The 24793-nt window shown below is 45.3% G+C and carries 5 protein-coding genes and 1 riboswitch; all 5 genes read right to left on the bottom strand.

The window, feature by feature from the left end:
- Window positions 1-8 precede the first annotated feature (8 nt).
- Window positions 9-10706, bottom strand: a complete 10698-nt coding sequence (locus tag NSQ72_RS01985; RefSeq protein ID WP_341083174.1) for a non-ribosomal peptide synthetase — start codon at window positions 10704-10706, stop codon at window positions 9-11.
- A gap of 21 nt (window positions 10707-10727) precedes the next feature.
- The gene (locus NSQ72_RS01980) at window positions 10728-21434 is read right to left on the bottom strand and encodes a non-ribosomal peptide synthetase (protein ID WP_341083173.1); all 10707 of its coding nucleotides are present in this window, start codon (window positions 21432-21434) and stop codon (window positions 10728-10730) included.
- A 145-nt stretch (window positions 21435-21579) separates the two neighbouring features.
- A riboswitch (cyclic di-GMP riboswitch) is annotated at window positions 21580-21673 on the bottom strand.
- Between the two features lie 363 nt (window positions 21674-22036).
- Window positions 22037-22840, bottom strand: coding sequence for an ABC transporter permease (locus tag NSQ72_RS01975; RefSeq protein WP_024424298.1), 804 nt, complete (start codon window positions 22838-22840; stop codon window positions 22037-22039).
- Window positions 22833-23702, bottom strand: coding sequence for an ABC transporter permease (locus NSQ72_RS01970; protein WP_039176427.1), 870 nt, complete (start codon window positions 23700-23702; stop codon window positions 22833-22835). Before NSQ72_RS01970 ends, NSQ72_RS01975 begins: the two co-directional genes overlap by 8 nt.
- Window positions 23702-24793, bottom strand: a complete 1092-nt coding sequence (locus tag NSQ72_RS01965) for an ABC transporter ATP-binding protein (RefSeq protein ID WP_059374410.1) — start codon at window positions 24791-24793, stop codon at window positions 23702-23704. Before NSQ72_RS01965 ends, NSQ72_RS01970 begins: the two co-directional genes overlap by 1 nt.

The following is a 24793-nucleotide window of genomic DNA, read 5'->3' as shown; positions in this document are numbered from 1 at the left end:
GTGTGTTGTTAAGTCAATTTCTTCTCAAGCATGTCAAAAATGTCGTCCATTTCATCCATTTCAAGGTCAGCCGCAGAGAAGTCACTTGGCGTAAATTCCCGTTCTTGCTGCGCTAAGCAATGGGTGATGATGGATTGGATTTTTTCCTTCAACAATGCCATGAACTGCTGTATCGTCTGTTCTTCATATTCACTTGCACAATAGGAGCAAGACAAAATGAATCGATTGTGTTGAACAAGACCACTAAGGTTCAGCTTATAAACAGCTTCCGAATCAGGACTTGCTTGTCGTCCCATATCATGGATGGACGGCCCAAAGAGTTCTGTCGTCACTTCCTGATCAATCTGTCCAAGATAGTTCAAGCTGATTTCAGGATGTACATGGTGTCCTGACGGTTCAGTGGCTGTCATGTATTTTAAAATCCCATAGCCAATTCCTTTATTTGGCACACGCCGCAGCATTTCTTTCGTTCCTTTAATAGCATCAGCTATGGTCTGATCCGGCTTCGCTTCAAGAACAACTGGATACATACTCGTAAACCAGCCAATTGTGCGAGAGACATCCAGCCCTGATAAAATATCCTCTCTTCCATGACCTTCAAGCTGCACATGTACATGGGACTCACCTGTCCACTCTTGAACAGCAAGACCAAGAGCACATAAAAGAATATCGTTCATTTCCGTTGTGTACGGCAGATGAATATCGGTCAAAAGATGCTCAGTTTCTGTTTCTGTCAGCTGCATTTGAACCGATTTGGTTTCGGCAACTCTTCTTTTCGTCACTTCATGATCAACAGGTAATGCGGTTAATGGTTTGCTTTCAATTTCTGCCCAATACTCCTGCTGACTTTTTAATGGCTGTGACTGTGCATAACGTTCAATGGCCTCTGCCCATTCTTTAAAGGAATGAGTTTTCAGCGGCAGGACAAGGGCTTGTCCCTGAGATGCCTGCTGATATAGAGACATAAAGTCCTCTAGTAAAATTCGGCATGAGACACCGTCAATAACTAAATGGTGTGTCACGATGAATAAATGATCGCCATCTTCTGCATGAAAACAAATCACTTTCATCAATGGACCTGTTTCGAGGTTCAGCTGACGCTGATACTCATTGGCAATTGTGGAAATTGCCTTTTTCACATCGTGCTCTTTTGAGACATCATGAGAAATAATCGCTATCGGTTCCGGTAGCTCCCTCTGGTTGTATTGCAGGATGCCGCTATGTTCCTGCTTGTATACCATACGCAGTGCATCATGATGTGAAATTAGTTTTTGCATGACTTGTTCTGTAATGGAAAGGTCAAATCCATTTGGCGCATGAAGCATCATCGAGAGATTCCAATGGTGCTGATCGCTGAATGCTCGTTCAAAGAACCAGCGCTGAATCGGTGTTAAAATGACTTCTCCTTCGACAGATGATTGGTCGGCTGTGAGAAGATCGGCTTCCTCGATATATGGGCGCAGTTCCGCAATCGTCGGGTACTGGAATAGAAGTTTCATATCGAGCTTCCAGCCTGCTTGCGTGAGTCTGCTTGCCATTTGGATGCCTTTAATCGAATCTCCGCCAAGGAAAAAGAAGTGATCGTGAATGCCGACTTGGCTGACGCCAAGGACATCTTCCCAAATGCCGCAAAGCAGCGTTTCAACTTCGTCTCTTGGTGCTTCGTATATCGTTTGGTTCGCTTCGATATCAGGAGCTGGCAATGCTTTCAGATCAACTTTTCCATTTGCCGTCATTGGAAATTGGTCTAGCTTGATGATCCATGATGGCACCATGTATTCTGGCAACGTTCGTTTTAGGCTTTCTTTCAGGGCTGTTGTTTCTTCAGCCGTGATGACATAAGCGATAAGTGCATCTTGATCACTCGCATCTTTGACTGTTGTCACGACGGCTTCTTTCACCGAATCCAGCGTCAGAAGCTGGGCTTCAATTTCTGACAGCTCAATACGGAAGCCGCGGATGTTGACCTGATGGTCTATTCTGCCGAGATAGATCAGCTCGCCATCCTCTGTCCATTTCACTAAATCGCCTGTGCGGTACATGCGCTCGCCTGGATAGAATGGATCTGGGACAAATCGTTTATCTGTTTCCTCTGGAAGATTCCAGTAGCCTCTTGCCAGTCCTTTTCCTGCAATCACGAGCTCGCCCGGTACGCCTGGCGGCGATAGGTCATATAACGAACTCATGATGTAAAAACGAGTATTGGCAATGGCTGTTCCAATCGGAAGCGTGCCTTGTTCTGGATCGATCATTCCGCTTGTCGCTACGACCGTATTTTCAGTTGGACCGTAGTTATTGACGAGTTGATATGGAACTGGCTTCACCTGTTTCAGCTTGTCTCCGCCTGTTAGTAAGTAACGTAGAGAATGGTTGTCCATTGACATAAACTGCTCACAAAGCTGTGTTGGCAGGAAGGCAATGGTGATGCCTTCTTCATTGAAATACGCATTGAGCTTGATCATATCGAGGCGAATTGCTTCGTCGATGATATGCAGCTCTGCGCCAGCGATCCACGTCGGGAACATCTCCCAAATGGAGGCGTCAAAGCCAAAGCCTGCATATTTCGCAGTTCGATCCTTGTTCGTCACTTGGAACGCATCATTGTGCCAGAATGCAAGATTCACAAGAGACTGGTGCTCGACCATGACACCCTTCGGCTGTCCCGTCGTCCCAGACGTGTAAATCATGTAGGCAAGATCCGTTGGTTTGATCTGAACCTGAATCTCGTGAGCTTCTCCCTCTACCGCATCTTCTATGAACAGGATATGACCTGTGAATGAAGGTGGTGCAGTAAGTCCTTTCTGCATCAGAAGTACCTCTGCCCCGCAGTCTTCCAGCATGTATGCAATACGCTGCGCTGGATAATCTGCATCAATCGGAACAAATGCCGCACCTGACTTGAGAACGCCAAGGACAGCAGCTGTCATGTCAAGAGATGGGCGGGTGAGAATGCCGACGCGGTCTCCTGGTTTTGTGCCGCTTGCGATGAGCCTTGAAGCGACTACATTCGCCCGGCTGTTCAGCTCTTTATACGTCCAGCTCGTTCCGCAGAAGGTCGCCGCTTTTTGATGCGGTGCTCCTTGTGCCTTCGCCTCAATCAGGGCATGAACGGTTTGATCTGACGGGACGTCTAGGACAGGTCCTGACCATTCATTGATCAGCTCTCGTTTTTCCTCTTCAGTTATGAGAGATAGCGCTGAAATCGGCTGATTCAGCTTAGTCACCATATCGTCTATGATTTTTTCAATATATCGGCTCCAGCGCTGAATGGTGCTCTTTTTAAACAGAGCCGCTGCATACTCAAAGCGCAAGCCCACTTGATCATTTTCTTCAAATACACCAAGCGTTATATCAAATTTTGCATGAACGGTATCTTGCTGCTTTTGTGACAGCTTGAGTCCATTCAAATCCGGTAACGTCAGGTCACGGTCATCTGTAGTCAGCATGACACTAAACAATGGATTGCGGCTCGTGTCTTTCGAAAGATCTAACTGAGCCACCAATTCCTCAAACGGAAATTCTTGATGTTCATAGGCTGATAGGCTGCGATCTTTCATTTTTTCAAGCAGCTGTGCTGTCGTGTCTTCTGGCTGCACTTCGTTTCGAAGAGCAAGCGTATTGACAAACATGCCTGGAACTCGTTCGATTGAAGCATGCGTACGTCCTGCGGTTACAGCGCCTATGACGATATCTGTCTGCCCAGTTAATTTCGAAAGGAAAATGGCAAATGCTGTTTGCATCACCATGTTCAAGCTCACACCTTTTTCCGCCATGAGCGTTTTGATGGATTGCACCTTTTCAGCAGACAACCATCTATCGACTCGCCCTCCTTCAAATGACTGAACTTGAGGACGCGGAAAATCAAGGGGCAGCGCTAAGTCTTCTGGCGGCTGTGCATATTGCTCCAGCCAATACTGCCGCTGTTTCTCAAGCAGCGCCTGCTGATTTTCTTCCTGCTGCCATACCGCAAAATCCTTATAATGCAGCTGAACTGGCGGTAACGTCTTTTTCTCATACAGCTCTGCCAGTTCTTGAATGAGCAGGCTTCGTGTGACACCATCTGCAATGATATGGTGCATATCCATCATGAATACATATTTCTCATCAGAAAGCTTCGCCACTTTTGCCCTCATTAATGGTGCTTGATGTAATGAGAATGGTGTAATGAATGACTCGATAACAGACTGCTCCTGACCGCCCTCGATTTCATCAACCTCTAATGTAAACGGCACTTGGCGATAGACTTTTTGAACGGGTACGCCGTCAATTTCTACAAAGGCTGTCCGCAATGATTCATGTCTGTCGATCAAGGCTTGAAGCGCTGCTTCCAGCTGCTTCACATCAAGGCTGCCTTCCATCATTAAAACGGCTGGCATATGATAAGTGACTGCTTCTGGATGCAGCTGCTGCAGTACATACATCCGCTTTTGAGCAGAAGAGACGGGATAGAAATCTTGCTTTTCTGCCGGCTCAATGGATGTAACCACCGAAGAATCCGTTTCGTCCAAGTAGGCAGCCATCGCTCGTATGGTTGGTTTTTCAAACAGAACTTTGAGCGGCACATGCTTGTTCAGCTTTGCTTGCACCTTCGAAATGAGCACCATGCCCTTGAGGGAATGACCTCCTAATTCAAAGAAGTGGTCAAGAACACCCATTTGTTCCACCCCAAGAACTTCTGACCAAATGTCACACAGCGTCCGCTCAAGTTCCGTTTCTGGTGCCACATGCGCCGTACGGTTCATATGCACTTCATGCGGAAGCGGCAAAGACTTCGCATCCACCTTTCCGTTTTGGGTAAGTGGAATGTGATCGACTTTCACAAAGTACGTTGGAATCATATAATCCGGCAGTGTCTCCGCAAGATTTTCTCTAAACGTCAGTGTTCCAATGTGTTCAGGCGCTGTGTAATAGAGTGCAAGCTCCGGCAAACCGGACAGGTGCAGAACTTTCACATAGACTTCTTGAATAGATGCCAGAGCACGTGCGGCATGCTCAATTTCCTGTTTCTCAATGCGATAGCCGCGGATTTTCACTTGATCATCGACTCTTCCAAGAAACTCAATATCTCCATTTGCATGCTGTCTGACCAAATCCCCTGTTCGATACATTCGCTCTTGAGGGTCATATGGATTTTCAAGAAAACGTTCCGCTGTTAACTCAGGCTGATTCAAATATCCTCTCGACACGCCTTCCCCAGATATATAAAGCTCTCCCGGCGCGCCGTAAGGGACAAGACGCTGCTGCTGATTGCATACGAGTGCTCTAGTGTGTGCAATTGGCTGCCCGATCAAAGATCGTTCCTTCAGAGCGTCCAGCTCTTGCGGTGTGATCAGCTTGGTCACTGTACCAATGGTTGTCTCAGTCGGACCGTAATGGTTCATTACTGCCACGCATGGATGCTGCTTCATAAATGTTTCAACATCCTCAGGAATGATCGGTTCTCCTCCAAGTACCACTAGGCGTAAAGCGTTAAATGAATGTTCTTTAGAATCTGCCATCATATGAAATAAGGATGGTGTCATTTTGATATAAGTCAGCTCTTGTTCATCAATCAAACGCATCAGACGTACAGGGTCTGTATACACCTCTTCACGAGGAACATAAAGTGTCCCCCCTGCTTTTAAAACAGGGAAAATGCTTGTGTAACCAAGATCATATGCATAAGAAGAAAGCAGTGCTGTCCGATCACATTCTTGCAATGTCACCTCATTTGTCAGCCAATTGACGTAGTGTGATAGATTACGATGCGTGAGCTGTACTCCCTTCGGCTTCCCTGTTGTCCCAGATGTGTAAATCACATAAGCGAGCTGATCGACCGATACTTCTGGCAGTTCTAGTGAATAGCTTTGTTGCACTGCTTGTTCAACCTGCACCACTTGAATCGACTTGCGATTTTGATAGGAATCAGCAAGAGACTCATTTGTCACGATGACTTGTGCACCTGAATCCTCTAATGTGTAGCGGATTCGTTCAGCCGGAAAAGCTGGATCAATCGGGACAAACGCTCCTCCTGCTTTCATCACACCAAGCATGGAGACGATCACATAGACAGAGCGGTCAAGAATCAGTGCCACAGTTTTTTCTTTCTCTACGCCTCGTTTCTTAAGTTCACAGCTAAGTGCATGTGACATGTCTTCCAGCTCGCGGTAGGTGAGTTTTCTTTGATCATCCCTGACGGCAATAGCATCCGGTGTTTCCTTAGCCTGACGTGAAAATTGGACATGGAATGGCTCATGACGATTCGTTGGCCCTTCGGCTTTTTTCTCCAGACGCTCTATTTGTTCATGCTGATCCAGTATACGGAGCAAGCCGATCTGTTCCTCTGGATGACGAACCGCCTCACGAATAATCGCTAGGAGGTGAGTTCCGAACCGGCGGACGGTCTCTTCTTTAAATAACGCCGCTGCATAGTCAAAGCTCAGTTTTAATGCTCCCTCGCGTTCAAATGCTTCTAAAGATAAATCAAATTTGACCGAGTGATGCTGAATGGCATAAGGCGAAATGTTCAGATCGCCGAGCTTTAACGCTGGAACCTCCATGTTCTGCATGTTAAATGACACGCTAAAAAGCGGGCTCCGAGTTGTATCACGGTCTAATGGAAGATGTGCAATTAACTCTTCGAGTGGATAGCTTTGATGTGCAAAAGCGTCAACACTTGTTTCTTTTATTTCTTCAAGCAGCTGTAAAAATGTTTTGGTTTGTTCTGGTTTTCCGCGCATTGCAATGGTGTTAATAAACATCCCCGGCATGTCCTGGATATCAGGGTGTGTCCGTCCAGCAACAGGCGAACCCACAATGATATCTTCCTGCCCGCTATAGGAGGCAAGCAGCACTTGAAAGGCGGATAACAAGAACATATACATGGTCGTATCGGTTTTCTGAAGCAGTTCATAAATGCGCTGAGTGGTTGCTTGATCACAGCCAAACATGAATCGTTCTCCAGAAAAATCACGTTCTGCTGGACGCGGATAATCAGTTGGCAGCTCTAAAACCGGTAAATCTCCTTCAAATTGCTTCAGCCAATATGCTTCATGCTCCTTCAGTTTCTCCGTTTCTTCTTCACTTAGCTGCCAGACAGCGTAATCTTTATAATGAATGGCTCTTTCAGTAAGAGCTTCTCCATCATAAGCCTTCGCCAAATCTTGAATGAACGTCTTCATGGAGCTGCCATCTGTAATGAGATGATGTGCTTCCAAAACGAGAAGATGACGATTCTCACTGACCTTTAGCAGCTGAGCTCGTAGAAGGGGTGCCGCTGTTAAATCAAATGGCGATTGACGTTCAGCAAGAAATGCCTCAGCCTCTTCTTCCTTGATGTCATGAACAGGAAGGTCAAATGCAGACCATTCATGCACCCTTTGGACAATGTCTTCTCCATTCATATGAAAACTCGTTCTTAAGATTTCATGCGTTTGGATTAACTGATTAAATGCTGATTTGAGCCGCTCATATTCGAGTGTTCCTTCAAGCGTTAAGACGATCGGAATATGATAATTCGTGCTGTCAGGTTCAAGTGTCTGCAAAATGTATAAACGGCGCTGAGCTGGTGATACCGGATATTCATCTGCCTGCTCTGCTGGTAAAATAGGATGTCCGGCATCTTCTTGACCATCCTGATCGATGTAAGCCGCTAATGAGCGAATCGTCGGCTTCTCAAAAATCATTTGAATCGGCACTTCCTTTTGAAGCACTTCTTGAACCTTTGCAGACATCATCATCGCTTTGAGCGAGTGCCCGCCAGCCATAAAGAAATGCTCGTCTACCCCAACCGTTTTCCCAAGAAGCTCCTCCCAAATGTCAGCGAGTACCTTTTCTGTCTCGGTCTCAGGCGGCATGATTTTGATCTCTTCGCGATGCACTTCGTCCGGCTTTGGTAAAGCTTTTCTATCTAATTTCCCGTTCGTTGTCAGCGAAAAGGTATCCAGCTTCATCACATAGTGCGGCACCATATAAGCTGGCAGCTTTTGATTGAATACATCTCGCACCTCTTCTTCTGTGAGCGTTCCTGTGAAGTAGGCGATGATTTCTTTTTCTTCTGAAGAAAGCTGCTGAACAAGTACAACCGCATCATCGATACCCGTTTCTTGGCGAAGCACCGTTTCAATTTCACCAAGCTCAATACGGAAGCCTCGAATTTTCACCTGATCATCTGCACGGCCAAGGAATTCGATCTGACCATCCGCACCATATCTAGCCAAGTCACCTGTTCGATACATCCGTCCTGACGGCTTAAAAGGATCTGCCATGAATACTTGATCAGTCAAATCTGGACGTTTGATGTACCCTCTTGAAACACCGTCCCCGCCTACATACAGCTCTCCTGGCGCTCCAATTGGCTGAAGTCTCTGATAGTCATCTAAAATATAAGCTGACGTATGATTGATCGGCTGACCAATTGGGATCGGACCCGTTTCATCTCCTCTTACTTCGTAAATGGTCGAGATGGTTGTATTTTCTGTTGGACCATAGACATTCAGCAAGGTAAGTGATGGATGATGCTTTTTCACAAGCTCCGCACTTTTCTCATTGATCACATCACCGCCGGTGAATAATGTTTTTAACCCTTTGAACATTTGCGGCCGCTGCTGAGCGAGCTGATTAAATAAACCAGTCGTTAAAAAGAGCGCCGTGATTTGATGTGTTTGGATAAATTGTTCGAATCGGTGTATATCCAATAAAGTATCACGGTCAACAGGATAAAGCGTCGCCCCATTCAGAAGCGTAGTGAAGATTTCAAGGGTAATCGCATCAAAGCTGACAGCTCCTGTATGCGCCATACGATCCGACGTGTTCAAGCCCAATTTCTCCTGAGAGCATGCTAACCTCACAATATGCTGATGCTCAATTTGCACTCCTTTGGGCCGTCCAGTTGATCCCGATGTGAACATGATATATGCCAATTGAGATGGAGACGTCTCGACGACTGAAAACTCCGCTTGTGAGTGATGAGTCATGCCGGTCACATGAATTGCTTTGATGCTTTCATCAACCGGCGGCTGGCTGTCAGCATAAAGCAAAATGGCTACGCCACTGTCTTCAAGCATCCAACGGATTCTCTCCTCAGGCTGAGCTGGATCAATCGGCACATAGGCAGCCCCTGCGTGTAAAATGGCTAAAATGGCGATCACCGCATCTGCTGATCGGTTCATATACACCGCGACAGCATCCCCCGGCTGAACGCCGTTTTCTACAAGGATGCTGGCTAAACGACGGATTTCTTGTCCAAGCTCTTCGTATGTGAATGTTCGCTCGCCTTCGACTAATGCCAGGTGGTTTGGCTGCGCTTTGATACGTTCATTGAGCAGCTCGGGAATGGACAGGTGCTTCGGATAATCTCTCTCCGTCTGATTCCACGCTGCAATCTGCTGCTTTTCTTCTTCTGTGATACATGTCACTTCATGAAGATACATGTCAGGATTTTGAATGATTTGCTTTATGAGATTGGTCAGATGTTTCGATATATTTTCAATGACTTTTTCTTCAAACGCCACCGCATTGTATTTGATTTTCAATGTCCACGTTTCACCCGGATAGACAAGAAGATTCAGATCGAAATTCGTTTGTTCAAATCCGTCCTTTACATCAATGGCAAAACCGAGACGTGCAGACATGGTGTCACCAGACAGCTCCTGATCTAAAGGATAGTTTTCAAACCCAACCAAATGATCAAAGAGCTTTCCTCCAGCAGCTGTTTTCTGCTGAATGTCATAAAGCGGCATAAAATCATAGTTTTCCGCTTCCAGTGCATGCTGCTGAACCTTTTGAAACAGCTGTTTGAAGGTCTGTTCCTGATCCAATGTCACCCGAACAGGTATCGTATTGATAAACAGTCCTGCCATTCGCTCAATTCCAGACACACTTGGAGGTCTGCCCGATACGACTGTTCCGAATGTGACATCATCTGCTGCATGATAGGTGCTTAAAAGAACGGACCAGACAGCCTGAAAAAGGTTCGGTGCTGTCACTTGGCATTGTCTTGCCGCATCTTGAATGGCTTGTACCGTTTGTGCATCCCATGTAAACGTCCATTCCTGATGGTCATATTGTCCGTTCGCCTCTTTTTGCTGCAGCAGCCCTTGGTGCTGAACAGCGCCATCCAGCCGCTCCTTCCAATAGTCTTCCGCTTCTTGTTTGTTTTGCTTTCCAAGCCACTGGATATAGTCCGCATAAGGCTTACCTTGTGAGCGATCCGGGGTTCGGTCGTTCCGATAAGATTCATAGTAATGAAACAGTTTTTTCATCAAAACACCCATGGACCAACCATCCATGATGATGTGATGGTTGCTCCAAATCAGGTGCCAGTTTGTTTCATTTAATTGAAAAACAGCGACTTTCAACAACAGATCATTCGTTAAGTGAAATCCTTGCTTTCTCACTTGCTTTTTATATTGATCCAATACCTTTTTCTGCTCTTGATCATTCAGATGAGATAGATCTTCTCTATACACATCTAAATGACGTTCAGCCAGTACAACCTGACGAGGCTTTTGTAATTGCTGATAGACAAAGGCTGTACGCAGAATGTCATATGTCCGTACGAGTTCATTGAGGCTCTTTTCAAAAAGATCGAGATCAAAATCTCCGCTTATTCCAAGCTCAAGCTGTGTGAAATAAGAGGAGGAATCAGGGTCTAGCATGGCATGATACAGCATGCCCTCTTGCATTGGTGTTAAAGGATATACCTTTTGAATTTTCTGCTTGCTCATAAGTCCACCTCTTCATTTTGCTTAAAATAGATCCATTAGCTTTTCAAGTTCATCCATGGTAAGATCCTCATCCCCCACATCACTAGGTGTGATCTGACTCTCATCCTGTGATAGACAATGTGAGATCAATGTCTTCACATTCTTTTCTAGGAGTTCCTTGAACTGTTCCATCGTCCGCTCTTCGAATTCAAGGTGATGATAGGAAATCGTCACATGGAGCATTGCTTGTTCTACGAAACCAACAATATCTAGCGCATGAGGTTTCTCGGATTCAGGGCTCAGCGATTGTCCTGCATGCCATGCAGAGCGTCTCATTTCACCGCCACCGATCTGTTCATCAAACTGGCCAAGATAGTTAAAGCTGATATCTGGTGTGACTTGAAAATCAATATCGTCCTTCATCTTGTCAGGCGTTAAGTATTTTAAAACGCCATAGCCGATCCCCTTGTTCGGAATGTGTCTGAGTTCCTCTTTTAAATGCTTGATTTGATAAGAAAGATCGTCTGCATGCGACATATCCAGTAACACAGGATACATGCTAGTAAACCAGCCGATGGTCCGTGACACGTTAACCGCAGGGAGGATGTCCTCTCTCCCGTGCCCTTCAAGATGAATAAAGTGCCTGTCTTCACCTGTCCACTCTTTCATGGACAATCCTAATGCCGTCAGCAAAATATCATTGATTTCTGTTTGGTAGGCTTCATGTACATCCGTCAGCAGCCTGTGCGTTTCCTCTTCAGACAATGTAAAACGAATGGTTTCTGTATGAAGCATTCGTTGATCCTCCGTGACATGATCCTTTTGAAGCGGAGGAACGGAATGCGCAAGTACCTTTTTCCAATACTCTCTTTCCGATAGCAGCTCATCTGACACAGCATATTCAGTCAGCTTCTGGGCATATTCTTGGAAGGAGTGTGTTTTTTCAGGGAGGGTAAGAGTTTCCCCGCGCTTCGACTGTTCATAAAGAGCCATGAAATCTTCAAGGAAAATGCGCCATGACACCCCATCAATGACAAGATGGTGTATAGCAAGCAATAAATGATCCCCTTGATCCGTTCGGAAAATAGCAGATCTCACTAAAGGCCCGTCTGCTAGCGATATACTCGCCTGCACTTCATTTGACAGCTTTTCTACCTGCCTGATTTGCTGCGACAGCTCTCCTTTTACTTCCACCACGTCAATTGCCACATTGTTTTCCTCGATTCCTCGATGACGCTGGATGACGCGCCCTTCTTCGAGCGGATACACCAGTCGCAAGGCATCATGATGAATCATGAGCTGTTCCAGTACTTGCTGAACGACTTCCTCATCCAAACCATTTGGTGCTTGGAGCATAACCGATTGGTTCCAATGATGCTGATTCGTAAAGTTCCGTTCAAAGAACCAGCGTTGAATCGGTGTTAAAATGACTTCTCCTTCGACAGGTGATTGGTCGGCTGTGAGAAGATCGGCTTCCTCGATATATGGGCGGAGCTCCGCAATCGTTGGGTACTGGAATAGAAGTTTCATATCGAGCTTCCAGCCTGCTTGCGTGAGTCTGCTTGCCATTTGGATGCCTTTAATCGAATCTCCTCCAAGGAAGAAGAAGTGATCGTGAATACCGACTTGGCTGACGCCAAGGACATCTTCCCAAATGCCGCAAAGCAGCGTTTCAACTTCGTCTCTTGGTGCTTCGTATATCGTTTGGTTCGCTTCGATATCAGGAGCTGGCAATGCTTTCAGATCAACTTTTCCATTTGCCGTCATTGGAAATTGGTCTAGCTTGATGATCCATGATGGCACCATGTATTCTGGCAACGTTCGTTTTAGGCTTTCTTTCAGGGCTGTTGTTTCTTCAGCCGTGATGACATAAGCGATAAGTGCATCTTGATCACTCGCATCTTTGACTGTTGTCACGACGGCTTCTTTCACCGAATCCAGCGTCAGAAGCTGGGCTTCAATTTCTGACAGCTCAATACGGAAGCCGCGGATGTTGACCTGATGGTCTATTCTGCCGAGATAGATCAGCTCGCCATCCTCTGTCCATTTCACTAAATCGCCTGTGCGGTACATGCGCTCGCCTGGATAAAATGGATCTGGGACAAATCGTTTATCTGTTTCCTCTGGAAGATTCCAGTAGCCTCTTGCCAGTCCTTTTCCTGCAATTACGAGCTCGCCCGGTACGCCTGCCGGCGATAGGTCATATAACGAACCCATAATGTAAAAACGAGTATTGGCAATCGCTGTTCCAATCGGAAGCGTGCTTTGTTCTGGGTCGATGACTCCACTTGTCGCTACAACCGTATTTTCAGTTGGACCGTAGTTATTGACGAGTTGATATGGTACTGGCTTCACCTGTTTCAGCTTGTCTCCACCTGTTAGTAAATAGCGTAGAGAATGGTTGTCCATTGACATAAACTGCTCGCATAACTGCGTTGGCAGGAAGGCAATCGTGATCCCTTCTTCATTGAAATACGCATTAAGCTTGATCATATCGAGACGAATTGCTTCGTCGATAATGTGCAGCTCTGCGCCGGCGATCCACGTCGGGAACATCTCCCAAATGGAGGCGTCAAAGCCAAAGCCGGCATATTTCGCAGTTCGATCCTTGTTCGTCACTTGGAACGCATCATTGTGCCAGAATGCAAGATTCACAAGAGACTGGTGTTCGACCATGACACCCTTCGGCTGTCCCGTCGTCCCAGATGTGTAAATCATGTAGGCAAGGTCTGTTGGCTTCACATGAATCTGAATCTCGTGAGCTTCTCCCTCTACCGCATCTTCTATGAACAGGACATGACCTGTGAATGAAGGTGGTGCAGTGAGTCCTTTCTGCATCAGAAGTACCTCTGCCCCGCAGTCTTCCAGCATGTACGCAATACGCTGCGCTGGATAATCCGCATCAATTGGAACGAATGCCGCACCAGCCTTGAGAACGCCGAGGACAGCAGCTGTCATATCAAGAGATGGACGGGTGAGAATGCCGACGCGGTCTCCTGGTTTTGTGCCGTTTGCGATGAGCCTTGAAGCGACTACATTCGCCCGGCTGTTCAACTCTTTATACGTCCAGCTCTTTCCACAGAATGTCGCCGCTTTTTGATGCGGTGCTCCTTGTGCCTTCGCCTCAATCAGGGCATGAACGGTTTGATCTGACGGGACGTCTAGGACAGGTCCTGACCATTCGTTCAGCTGTTTTTGCTGCTGCTGCGGTGACAATAATTTCATTTGATCTAAAGATTGATCTGGCGCTGACACCATTTGTTCCAGCAAATGAAGGAAATATTCTTTCCACTTTTCAATTGACGTCTTTTGAAAGATAGAACAATTAAAATCAAACACGAGCTCAATTTGATCTGCGGATTCGTTTCCAGTTAAGGTCAAATCAAATTTGGCGATATTCTCCTCGAATGGCTGTGGAACAACGTGAAGCCCATCCATCGATAAATCACGAATATCCGCATTTTCCATTGAGAAGACCACATCAAAAATTGGATGACGGCTTGTGTCTCGAACCGTTTGCACCTGATCTACCAATTCTTCAAATGGGTACAGCTGATGCTCGTTTGCCTCTAACACAAGCTGATGGACATTTGACGCAAATTCAGCAGCAGTCTGATGTCCTGCTGGTCTTGTTCTAAGTGCCAGCGTGTTCACAAACATGCCAATCACAGATTGAATATCAGGATGGGTTCTACCCACAACCGGAGAACCAATGATGATATCCTCTTGTCTTGAAAGCTTGCTTAAAAGAATACTGTAGCCAGCAAGCAGGACTGTATAGGTCGTACTGTTGAGCGTTCTAACGAGTTCGTCCAATTTTGATTTAAGCGAACCTTCAATTGTAAATGAGACACGATCTCCAGCGAATGTTTGCACTTTTGGCCTTGGCAGGTCTTCCGGCAGTGCCAGTACAGGCAGCTCTCCTTGTAATTGATCCAGCCAGAATGCCTCTTCATCTGCTTTTTGCGCAGCAGATGCCTCACTTTTTGACCAAACTGCATAATCCTTATATTGAACAGGCAATTCCTCTAGTTTGTCTCCTCGATACAGGGCTGAAAGCTCCTCAATTAAAATGCCAACAGACGCCCCATCTGAAATGATATGATGCATATCAATCAGTAAATAATGGACATTTACGGAGACGGAAACTAGACCTATTCTGAGTAAAGGCGCTTTTTCTACATCAAATGGCCTGATAAAGTCATTCATCAATTGCTGTATGTCTCGGCCGTTCTGTTCAATTTTTTCAATGTTTATTGAGACATTTGTTTCAATACGTTGAACAGGTTCATTCTGAACAAAATCAAAGCTCGTTCGGAACGCTTCATGACGTTGGACTAGCTGATCAATTGCCTTTTCAAATCGTTTTTCATCAAAGACGCCTTCTAGCTTTAAGGCCGCCGGCATATGGTAGCTTTGCTCCGCATCAGTCATTTTCTCCAAAACAAACAGTCTTTTTTGAGCAGATGTCACTGGATAATAGGCCGCCTCTTTGGCAACTTCCACTCGCTTGATCTCCGTTTGATCCGCTTGATCTACCGCAAGCGCGAACGCTTCTAATGTTGGGGATTCAAATAAAGATTTCAAAGTGAGCTCCACCTGCATCTCTTCATACAACCTGTTCAGCATTTTCATGCCGCGCAGCGAATGGCCCCCGCATTCAAAGAAATGATCGTGTTTGCCGATTCGCGGTACTTCAAGAACTTCCTCCCAAATGTTCGCCAGCAGACGCTCTGTTTCTGATTGAGGAGAGGTGTATTCATTTGCCCCTTGCTCACTAAGATCAGGTGCCGGCAGCGCCCGCCTATCGACCTTGCCGTTATTCGTTAAAGGAAGCTCCTCTAATTGCATGAAAAATGCCGGCAGCATATACACGGGCAGTTCACGTCCTGCTTGCTCGCGCAAATCAGTTAATGAGACAGATCCTTCTGCTGTGAAATACGCACATAACGTGTCATTCGGAGCAGCAATCACGATAGCTTCCTTCACCTGAGGATGCTGCAGCAGTTGATGTTCAATTTCCCCAAGCTCGATACGCTGTCCGCGAATCTTCACTTGATGATCGATCCGTCCAATGAATTCAATATCTCCATTTGACAGCCAGCGTGCAAGATCGCCCGTTTTATACATGATCTCTCCAGGGCGGAAAGGATTTTTGACAAACTTTTCGCTCGTTAGTTCTGGCTGCTTATAATATCCTTTCACAAGTCCATCACCAGCGACACATAGCTCTCCTGCCACGCCCGGCGGCTGTACATGTCCAAATTCATCTACAATATAAACAGCCGTTTGACTCACTGGCTTTCCGATTGGGATGGATAACGCCTTCTTCTCAATGTGGTTCACAGGATAATATGTGGTGAAAATTGTGCTCTCAGAAGGGCCGTACATATGAACAAGCTTGTCTTTCCCCACTGTCTCAAGTGCAGTCACCACATGAGGCACGGAAGCACGTTCCCCGCCAAACAGCACTTTTCTTACGTTCTTCAGGCTGTCTTTTTTCATATCGATGAGTAAGTGAAAAAGAGCTGTCGTGATCATTAAAATACTGACTTTTTCCTTCTCAATCGCTCCAGAAAGCTCATTCATGTTTAAAATATGGTCCTTTGGCAGAACAATGAGTTTTGCTCCGTTCAATAAAGCACCAAACACATCAAACATAAAAGCATCAAATACATAGTTTGAGATGCTCATCACCGTATCTTCATGGTGAATGGTGAGATAATTCGATTGCTTCACCGTTCTCAAAATGTTCCGGTGTGTCACCATATTTCCTTTAGGTTTACCGGTTGTACCAGATGTATAGGTCAAATTCGCCAAGTCCTCAGGTAAAATATGAGCATCTATTGGGCTGTCTGACTGCTGAGCAATCGCTTGATTTTCTGTTTCTATGATGATTCCCTCAAATGCAGTGAGCACCGAGCGATGGCGCAGCACTTGATGTGTCAATAAGAATTGTGCACCGCTGTCTGTTAAAAAGTGCTTCACGCGCTCATCAGGGAAATCGGGATCAATTGGTACATAGACGCCCCCCGCCTTAAGCACAGCTAGAACAGAGAGCACCATTTCATTGGATCGTTCAAAGAATAAGGCTGCTTTCATTCCTTTTTCAAAACCATTTTTACGCAAATAATGTGCCAGCTGATTCACTCGGTCATTCAGCTCTTGATAAGAAAGGACCACATCTTCACATTGCAATGCAGGCTGATGACCAAGCTGCTGCACCTGTGCTTCAAACTGCGTCACAATGGTTTCTTCTGCTGGATAAGGCGCAGGTAACGGATTCCACCTATTTAGCTGAGCTTCTGCTTCTTGTTCAGACAATAATCGATAGGATTGGATAGCTTCCTGCGGCGTTTGAACCATCTGTTCCAGCAGATAAACATAATGTTTGAGCATCTGCTCTGCTGTACTTCGTTTAAATAGCGCCGTACTGTAATCGAGTACAAAGGATAAACCTTCATCTGACTCCATCGCTTGCAGTGTTAAATCAAACTTTGCAATATGGAAATTGGTTTCTTCGACTTCGACCAGCATGTCTCCAATATGCTGTGCTGTTGAATGACCCGGCGCAAGTGTAAAGACGGTATCAAACAATGGATGACGGCTAAAATCTCTTGGTACATTCAGTTTTTCAAGCAGCCGCTCAAACGGATATTGCTGATGCTCAAATGCCTGCATCGTCTTTTCCTTTACTTGCTCAATCAACTGAGACATGGTTCCATTCGGATCTACCTCTGACCGCAAAGCAAGTGTCTGGACAAACATACCGATCATGTCATTCAAATCTGTATGCACACGCCCTGCTGCCGGTGTTCCGACCACAAATTCCTTTTGACCCGTATATTTCGCAATCAATGTATAGTAAGCAGAAAGCAGCACCGTATACAGTGTCGTGTGATGGTTTGCTGCAATCTCCTGTAATTGATTCTTTAACGCCTCATCGATTTCTTTGATGACACGATCACCTGCGAAAGACTGGACAGCTGGACGCTGATAATCGGTCAGCAGCTGTAAAGCAGGGATATCCCCCGAAAATTCTTGCAGCCAGAATGCCTCTTCTTTTTGAAAGTCTTGGTGCTGTTGCCAAACAGCATAATCTTGATATTGAAGCTTCAATGGTTCTTTCACCGATCCCTCGTAAGCATCTGACAGCTCACGCAGTATTAAATCGATCGAAAGACCATCTGAAATCAGATGATGCATATCGAAAAAGAGCAAATGCTCCTGATCATGCAATGACTGCAATCCTATTCGAAGAAGTGGCGCACACTCAAGATCAAAAGGTCTGACAAAGTGCTGCATGTTTTCTTCCATCGTACCGCCTGTCAGCTGTTCTATTTCAAAGAAAACGGATGAAGCGATCCGCTGACGAGGGACACCTTTTATCGTATGAAAAGAAGTACGCAGCATATCATGACGTGAGATCAGTCTGTCAAAGGCTTCAGTCAGCTTCTCAAGCTGCAGAGCTCCTTTTAACCTCACAACAGCAGGCATATGATAGGCAGTGCTTTGCTCCAATTGACTCACCATATAGACGCGCTGCTGTGGAGGCGATAATGGATAATGATCTACAGCCGGCGCTTTTGGTATCTCCGTTGCTGTAGACTTTTCTGCTTGCTCAATATAAGTAGCAAGAGCAGCAATCGTCTGCTGTTCAAATAAAACAGAGAGCGGCACATCCACTTGAAAATCTCGCTGAACCTTTGTAAGTACAGTCATCGCTTTGAGCGAATGCCCGCCTCGATCGAAGAAAGAATCATATACACCGATTTGCTCTTGATCAAGAATGTCTTCCCACAAATGAACAAGCTTCGTTTCTATATCGTTTCTAGGTGCCGTATAAACAGCATGAACCGCTCTATCACCTTTTAAGGCAGCAAGTGCACGACGGTCGACTTTGCCGCTGACTGTGAGTGGAAAAGCATCGAGTTCTTTGAAATAAAGCGGCATCATGTAAGCTGGGAGCTGATGTTTGATAGCCGCTTGCAGCATGTCAACAGACACACCATCATGACGAGCTTGATAGTAAGCACTTAACGCCTTTTCCCCATCCGCTTCATCAACTACTAGCACGACAGCCTTATCAATTCCATCTACCTGCTCCATCACCGCTTCAATCTCACCTGTTTCTATGCGGTAACCCCTTATTTTCACTTGATCGTCCATTCTGCCAAGATAATCAATCGTGCCATCTGGAAGCCATCTGACTAGATCCCCTGTTCGATACATCCGCTCATTCGGAGAAAACGGATCTGCCGTGAATACCTTCTTCGTCAATTCAGGCTGATTCACATAGCCTCGCCCAACACCTATACCGGCAATGCAAAGTTCTCCTGCAGCCCCTGGCACCTGTAATTGATCATGTTCATTTAAAATATAAATACGATGATGACCAAGCGGTTTTCCAATCGACACATAGCGCTGTTCAGTTGATTCGCTCAGCTCACTGAGATTCAGGCGATGAACTGCCGCATCCACACACGTCTCAGTTGGACCATACACATTCCATAGAGTAAAATCAGGCTGACTCATACGAACCGCTTCGATAAGTGAACGTGCTGCTTTCGCAGGCAGCGCTTCTCCCCCAATCAACATGTGCGTCAATGACAGACCGTCCAAATCCGCTGCAAGTAAAAGCTGCACATGCGCCGGAGTTCCATCTGCCGCTTCAATTTGATGTTTTCTGTAATAAGCCGCTAGCTGCATGCCATTTCTCGTCGTTTCTCGCGGGATGATATGAAGCGTATGTCCAAATAAAAGGGCAGCAAATATTTGTTTCACCGATGCATCGAAATGGAATGGGGCTAGAAGCGCCATTTGAAGCTCATTCGCCCCTTGATACATCTCATGATGCAAAGCATGGACCAAATGATGAAGCTGAAGATGCTCAATCATGACGCCCTTCGGCTTTCCAGTCGTACCCGATGTATAAATCATGTAGGCTAAATCTTCGGGCGCCGTCTGATCGAGAAGCTCAGGCAGCCGTCCATCATCTAATAATAGTTGCTGCTGCACGATCAATTTTTCCGAGAGGGCTGGGTACTCTTGAATGAACGATTCCTCTGTTAACACGATAGAAGCACCTGAATCCTCCACAATAAATTGAATGCGCTCCTCAGGTAATGCTGGATCTATTGGTACATATGCCCCGCCAGCCTTTAGTATGCCGAAGACTGCTACCATGGCATCTACCTTCCGCTCCATCAAAACAGCAACAGGCACATCACGTGAGATACCTTTCATTTGTAGAAAACGTGCAAGCTTTTCTGCCTGTTGTTGCAGCTCTCCATAAGTAATTGTTCCATTTTCTGCTACAACGGCTGTTCGATCTGCATATTTGTTGGCTGTCTCATCAAACATGTGATGAACCGGTTTTGCTGCTGGTCTTTCAAACGGTTCTCCCTCAGATAATTGCAGCAGTTCCTCTTGTTCACCTGCTGAAAGTAAAGGCAGTGTCCCGATCAGCTGATCAGGCTGAGTGACCGCCGCTTCTAGTAAAATCAAGAATCGATCAAACATCTTACTCATTTCTTCTTCTGTGAATACATCTGTACGGTAATCCAAATCAATGGTCAATGTATCAGTATCCCAGCGGTCTTTCACATGTATTGAAATATCATTCATTCCGCTCCCGCTAAAAATCGGTTCAGTAATGAACGACAGGTTCTCTTTTTTCTGCCACTGCATGACCTGATATTCTAAAGAAATATCAAAAAGGCGTCCTGTAAACCCTTCTCTTTCCCGCAAATCATTCATGAGCAGATTGTAAGGGTATTTTTGGTGTCGCAAGATCTTCATTTGATCCGCCATGACCTGCTTTACGAAATCAACAAACGATTGCGACCCTTGAACAGATGCACGCATTGGAATCGTCGATACAAACATCCCAATCATCTTTTTCTCTTTGGCATTCGTCCGGTTACCCATAAAGGTTCCAAGAACGACATCCTCCATACCGCTAAAACGATGTAAGTAAATATAGACAGTGGACATAAACATCGAAAGCATACTGACTTTCTGTTCTTCACAAAAGACACGAAGCTTCTCCTTTAAAGAATCTGGAACATCCCCTGAAAATCGCTCCGCATGTAAACTCATCTCATATCCCTTATGCGGTTTTAAAGATGCGAAGTCTGGAATATGAGCAAATTGCTCATTCCAAAAAGCTTGATCTTTTTGAAAACGTTTAGAAGATTCATAGGTCTGCTCACTCATAATGTGATCAACGAAGGAAATCTCCTCAACTGGCGAGATGTCTACTCCTTGCAGCATGTCATGATATAAATCAATAATGCGATTTCCCATTAAAATGATAGAAATCCCATCCGCGACAATATGATGTGCTTTACAGAACAGCCAGCACTCTTGATCACTGATTTGAAATACCGTAAATTCAATCAAGGGGCTGTCAATCAATGGCATCGGCTCACGAATTTGCTCGTTCGCCCAAGCCCTTACTTCCTCTTCACTCCAGCCCTTTTCCATTCGAATCGGCTGTTTTTCATAAGGTTTGATATATTGAACAGGCTCCTCCTCTTCATCTCGATACACGAGTCTCAGCCGAAGAGAGTCAGTTTGTCGAATGTACGCTTGAAGCACATCGACGACCAAAGAAGGATTGAGACCAGATGCTGATCTCAACCTGGCGAATCCACCCAAATTAGAAATACTTGTACCTGGATAAAATCTTTCCGTGTAGAATACTCGCTTTTGCGCATGTGTTAAGGGGTAATAAACTGTATTCATTTTCATCCTCCGCCTCTTCTATGTTTTCTCCACCAATTTCACCCTGCACCCTCTATATCAAAAGAACCAAGTCTATTTCATTAAAATAGACGCTTTAACAGAAAAGGAGCCCACCCCGAATAAAACGGAGGGACTCCCATTTTGATTCGGTAGCCTGCCGACCTTAGCAAAAAAAGAATCATTTACCTTAGGACATGGCTTTGCGTCTCTATGTTTCCATAGATTTGCCTTTTTCTTCTTTTAGATATTTTCTATTTACGTCCACTTTATATGAAAATATTGTTTTTTTCACCGAAAAATGGGTGTAAAGATTCATGCGTTATACCGAAGGGTTTACATGATAATTGACGATATTTACCGAAAATAACTAATAATAGTTGCGTTCAACCGAAAATAATCGACTAAATACCGCAAAAATTTCATATTTTCCCTTAAATATTGAAAATATGGCCGAAAATCTAGGATAGAGGTCTCCTTTCGTTTCCCGCAAATTCTTAAATCTTAAGAACTACATTCCCTAAAAAAATGAATTTTTTTACTGTAAAAACAACAAAAAAAAGAGCTGCCATTTCAAATGACAACTCCTTGTTTCTTCATTATATTTACATCACCTTAGACAGACCAATCGTTTTCTCAATAATGAGCAGCGCAATGATAGAAATGATAATAAATATGACAGATATCGCATTGACACTTGGATCAAAGGTCTGCTCAATGTAATTAAAGGTCCTGACCGGAATTGTGATGGTTTGAGGTGAGGAAACGAACAAACTGATCGATATTTCTCCAAATGACGTCACAGCTGAAAACACCCCGCCTGCAATGATTCCCGGCTTAATCAAAGGCAATGTGACTCGAAAAAACGTGCGAATGGGTCCTGCGCCTAGATTCATTGAAGCCAGCTCAAGACGCGGATCTAAATTCGAAACACTCACACCTACCGTTCGAACCACATAGGGAAAACCAATGATGACGTGACCAATGACGAGCGCCCACAAAGACCCTGTAAAGCCCATAGCCGTAAACAAGTAAAGCATAGCAATCCCTAACACCACTTGAGGAATCATGAGAGGTGACAGAATGAAAGCTTGGACAGCCTCCTTTCCCTTAAAGGAAAGCCTTGCTAAAGCATACGAAGCCATTGTCCCTAAAAGAACCGTGAGAGGCGTCACAATGAAAAGCAGAATCACACTGATCCGAAGCGATTCCATCCATTCTGGATTTGACACGACCTCATGAAACCAGCGAACAGAGAACGAAGTCGGTGGAAATTCAGGAAAGGCATTTGGACTAAAAGCAGATAGGACGATCACAAGAACAGGAATGGTTAAAAAAAGATAAACCAATGACCCAGCAGTCCAAATCAGGATAGAAAGCAAGCGGTCACCTATTGACTTTTTACGCATGCATCCTCGCCTCCCAACGCTTCAATAAATAGCTTAGTAGACTGACCACCACAAGCACACAAACCAATAATGTAAAGGACATAGCTGCAGCAAGAGGCAGGTTATACACCTGCATCACCTGCTGATAAATTGACAGCGGCAGCAGCGGCTGCATCCGTCCGCCGACTAACAGCGGGGTGATATAGCTTCCTGCTGCCAGTGAGAAGACGATGATCGCGCCTGTCACCATGCCTGGAATGGTCAGTGGTAAGGTGACATGAAAAAAGGTTCGAATCCGGCCAGCCCCAAGACTCATAGAAGCCGGTTTTAAATGACGATCCATATCGGTTAAACTTGTTGCGATCGGCAGTACTGCAAATGGCAGCATGACCTGGACATATGCAATAATGACCGCATTCATATTCCACAGCATCGAGAGCGGCTTCTCAATCACATGTAAATCTAGTAACATGCCATTGATCAGACCATTTTGCGAAAGAAGAACAATCCATGCAAACGTCCGAATCACAACACTTGTCAAAAGCGGCGACACAAGTAAGATATAGAAAAATGCGCGCAGACGCGGATTAGGTGCCTTGACAAGCACGTATGCTGCTGGGTATGCCATCAATAAACAAATCACCGTTGTCTGTAAAGCCACCCACACAGTACTTCCAATCGCCTTTACATATGCATCTGTCGTGAACACATGAATATATTGAGAAAAGCTATACGTTTGTAATGTATTCATCATCGAATCGACATCGCGAAAACTGAGAACGAGCATCATCACAAGCGGAGCTAGTAAAAATACAACAAGAAACAAACAGGCTGGCAGCAGCATAAACCAATGAAATCGTTGATTCTTTTTCTTGATTCGCATCACGTATGCACCTTCGAATCTAAGAAAACGATATCTTCAGGCTGCCAATGGATATGGACGGTTTCTCCAACTCCAGGCAGCTCGGGAAATGCAGCATCAGAAGCATGGACAATGATTTCACCATTATCAAGCCCCACAACCAAACGTAATGAATGCCCAATATAACTCACATCTGACAGCACGCCAGATACATGGTTTGGCTGAACTTCCTTCTGCTCAGAAGAGATGCTGATTCTTTCAGGACGCAGCATAAGCAGTTGCTTTTCCCTTTTCTCTTGATGTGCCGCAGCCTGCAACTGAAGATGCTGACCGTTTGAATGGGTTACATGCGGAACCGTAAATGCAGCATCAGCTTCATTGTACACAGCCTCAAAGATATTCACCTGTCCGATGAATTCAGCTACAAATCGATTGTTTGGCTGGCGGTACACCTCTAAAGGCGTCCCAATCTGCTGAATTCTACCCTCTCCTAAAATTCCAACTCGATCAGAAAGGCTTAAGGCCTCCTCTTGATCATGTGTCACAAGAATGGTTGTAATCCCAACATTTCTTTGAATATTTCGCAGCTCTGTCTGCATGTTTTTTCTTAGTTTGGCATCTAGGTTGCTGAGCGGTTCATCAAGAAGGAGAACAGACGGCTGAATCGCCAGTGCTCTTGCTATCGCTACCCGCTGCTGCTGACCACCGCTTAATTGGTGGGGCATCCGTTTCGCAAATGCTTCTAATTGAACAAGAGACAAGCTTTCCATCACCTTCTCTTTGATTTCCGCCTTCTTTTTCTTTTGAACCTTAAGCCCGTACGCCACATTATCAAATACAGTCAGATGCGGAAAGAGTGCATAGCTTTGAAAGACCATACCTGTTTTTCTTTGGTAAGGCGGCAAAGCTGTCACATCCTGATCACCAATATAGACGACGCCTTTTGTTGGTTCTAAAAAACCGCCAATGATGTTTAATAACGTTGATTTCCCGCAGCCGCTAGGACCGAGAAGGGAGAAAAACTCTCCCTCATTCACAGTAAGACTGACATCGTTGAGAGCAATCTGCTCACCGAAGTGCTGACTGATGTGTTCTAAATGAATTCCACTCAT

It is taken from the genome of Bacillus sp. FSL R5-0659, assembly GCF_038008785.1.
GTDB classification, from domain to species: Bacteria; Bacillota; Bacilli; order Bacillales; family Bacillaceae; genus Bacillus; species Bacillus safensis.
This window is presented reverse-complemented; position numbering and strand designations above follow the sequence as displayed.

Bases quoted from the DNA above. Each gene is read 5' to 3' on its own strand.
- NSQ72_RS01965 (WP_059374410.1), bottom strand. From the start codon at position 24,793: ATGAGTGGAATTCATTTAGAACACATCAGTCAGCACTTCGGTGAGCAG.
- NSQ72_RS01985 (WP_341083174.1), bottom strand. From the start codon at position 10,706: ATGAGCAAGCAGAAAATTCAAAAGGTATATCCTTTAACACCAATGCAA.
- NSQ72_RS01970 (WP_039176427.1), bottom strand. From the start codon at position 23,702: ATGCGAATCAAGAAAAAGAATCAACGATTTCATTGGTTTATGCTGCTG.
- NSQ72_RS01975 (WP_024424298.1), bottom strand. From the start codon at position 22,840: ATGCGTAAAAAGTCAATAGGTGACCGCTTGCTTTCTATCCTGATTTGG.
- NSQ72_RS01980 (WP_341083173.1), bottom strand. From the start codon at position 21,434: ATGAATACAGTTTATTACCCCTTAACACATGCGCAAAAGCGAGTATTC.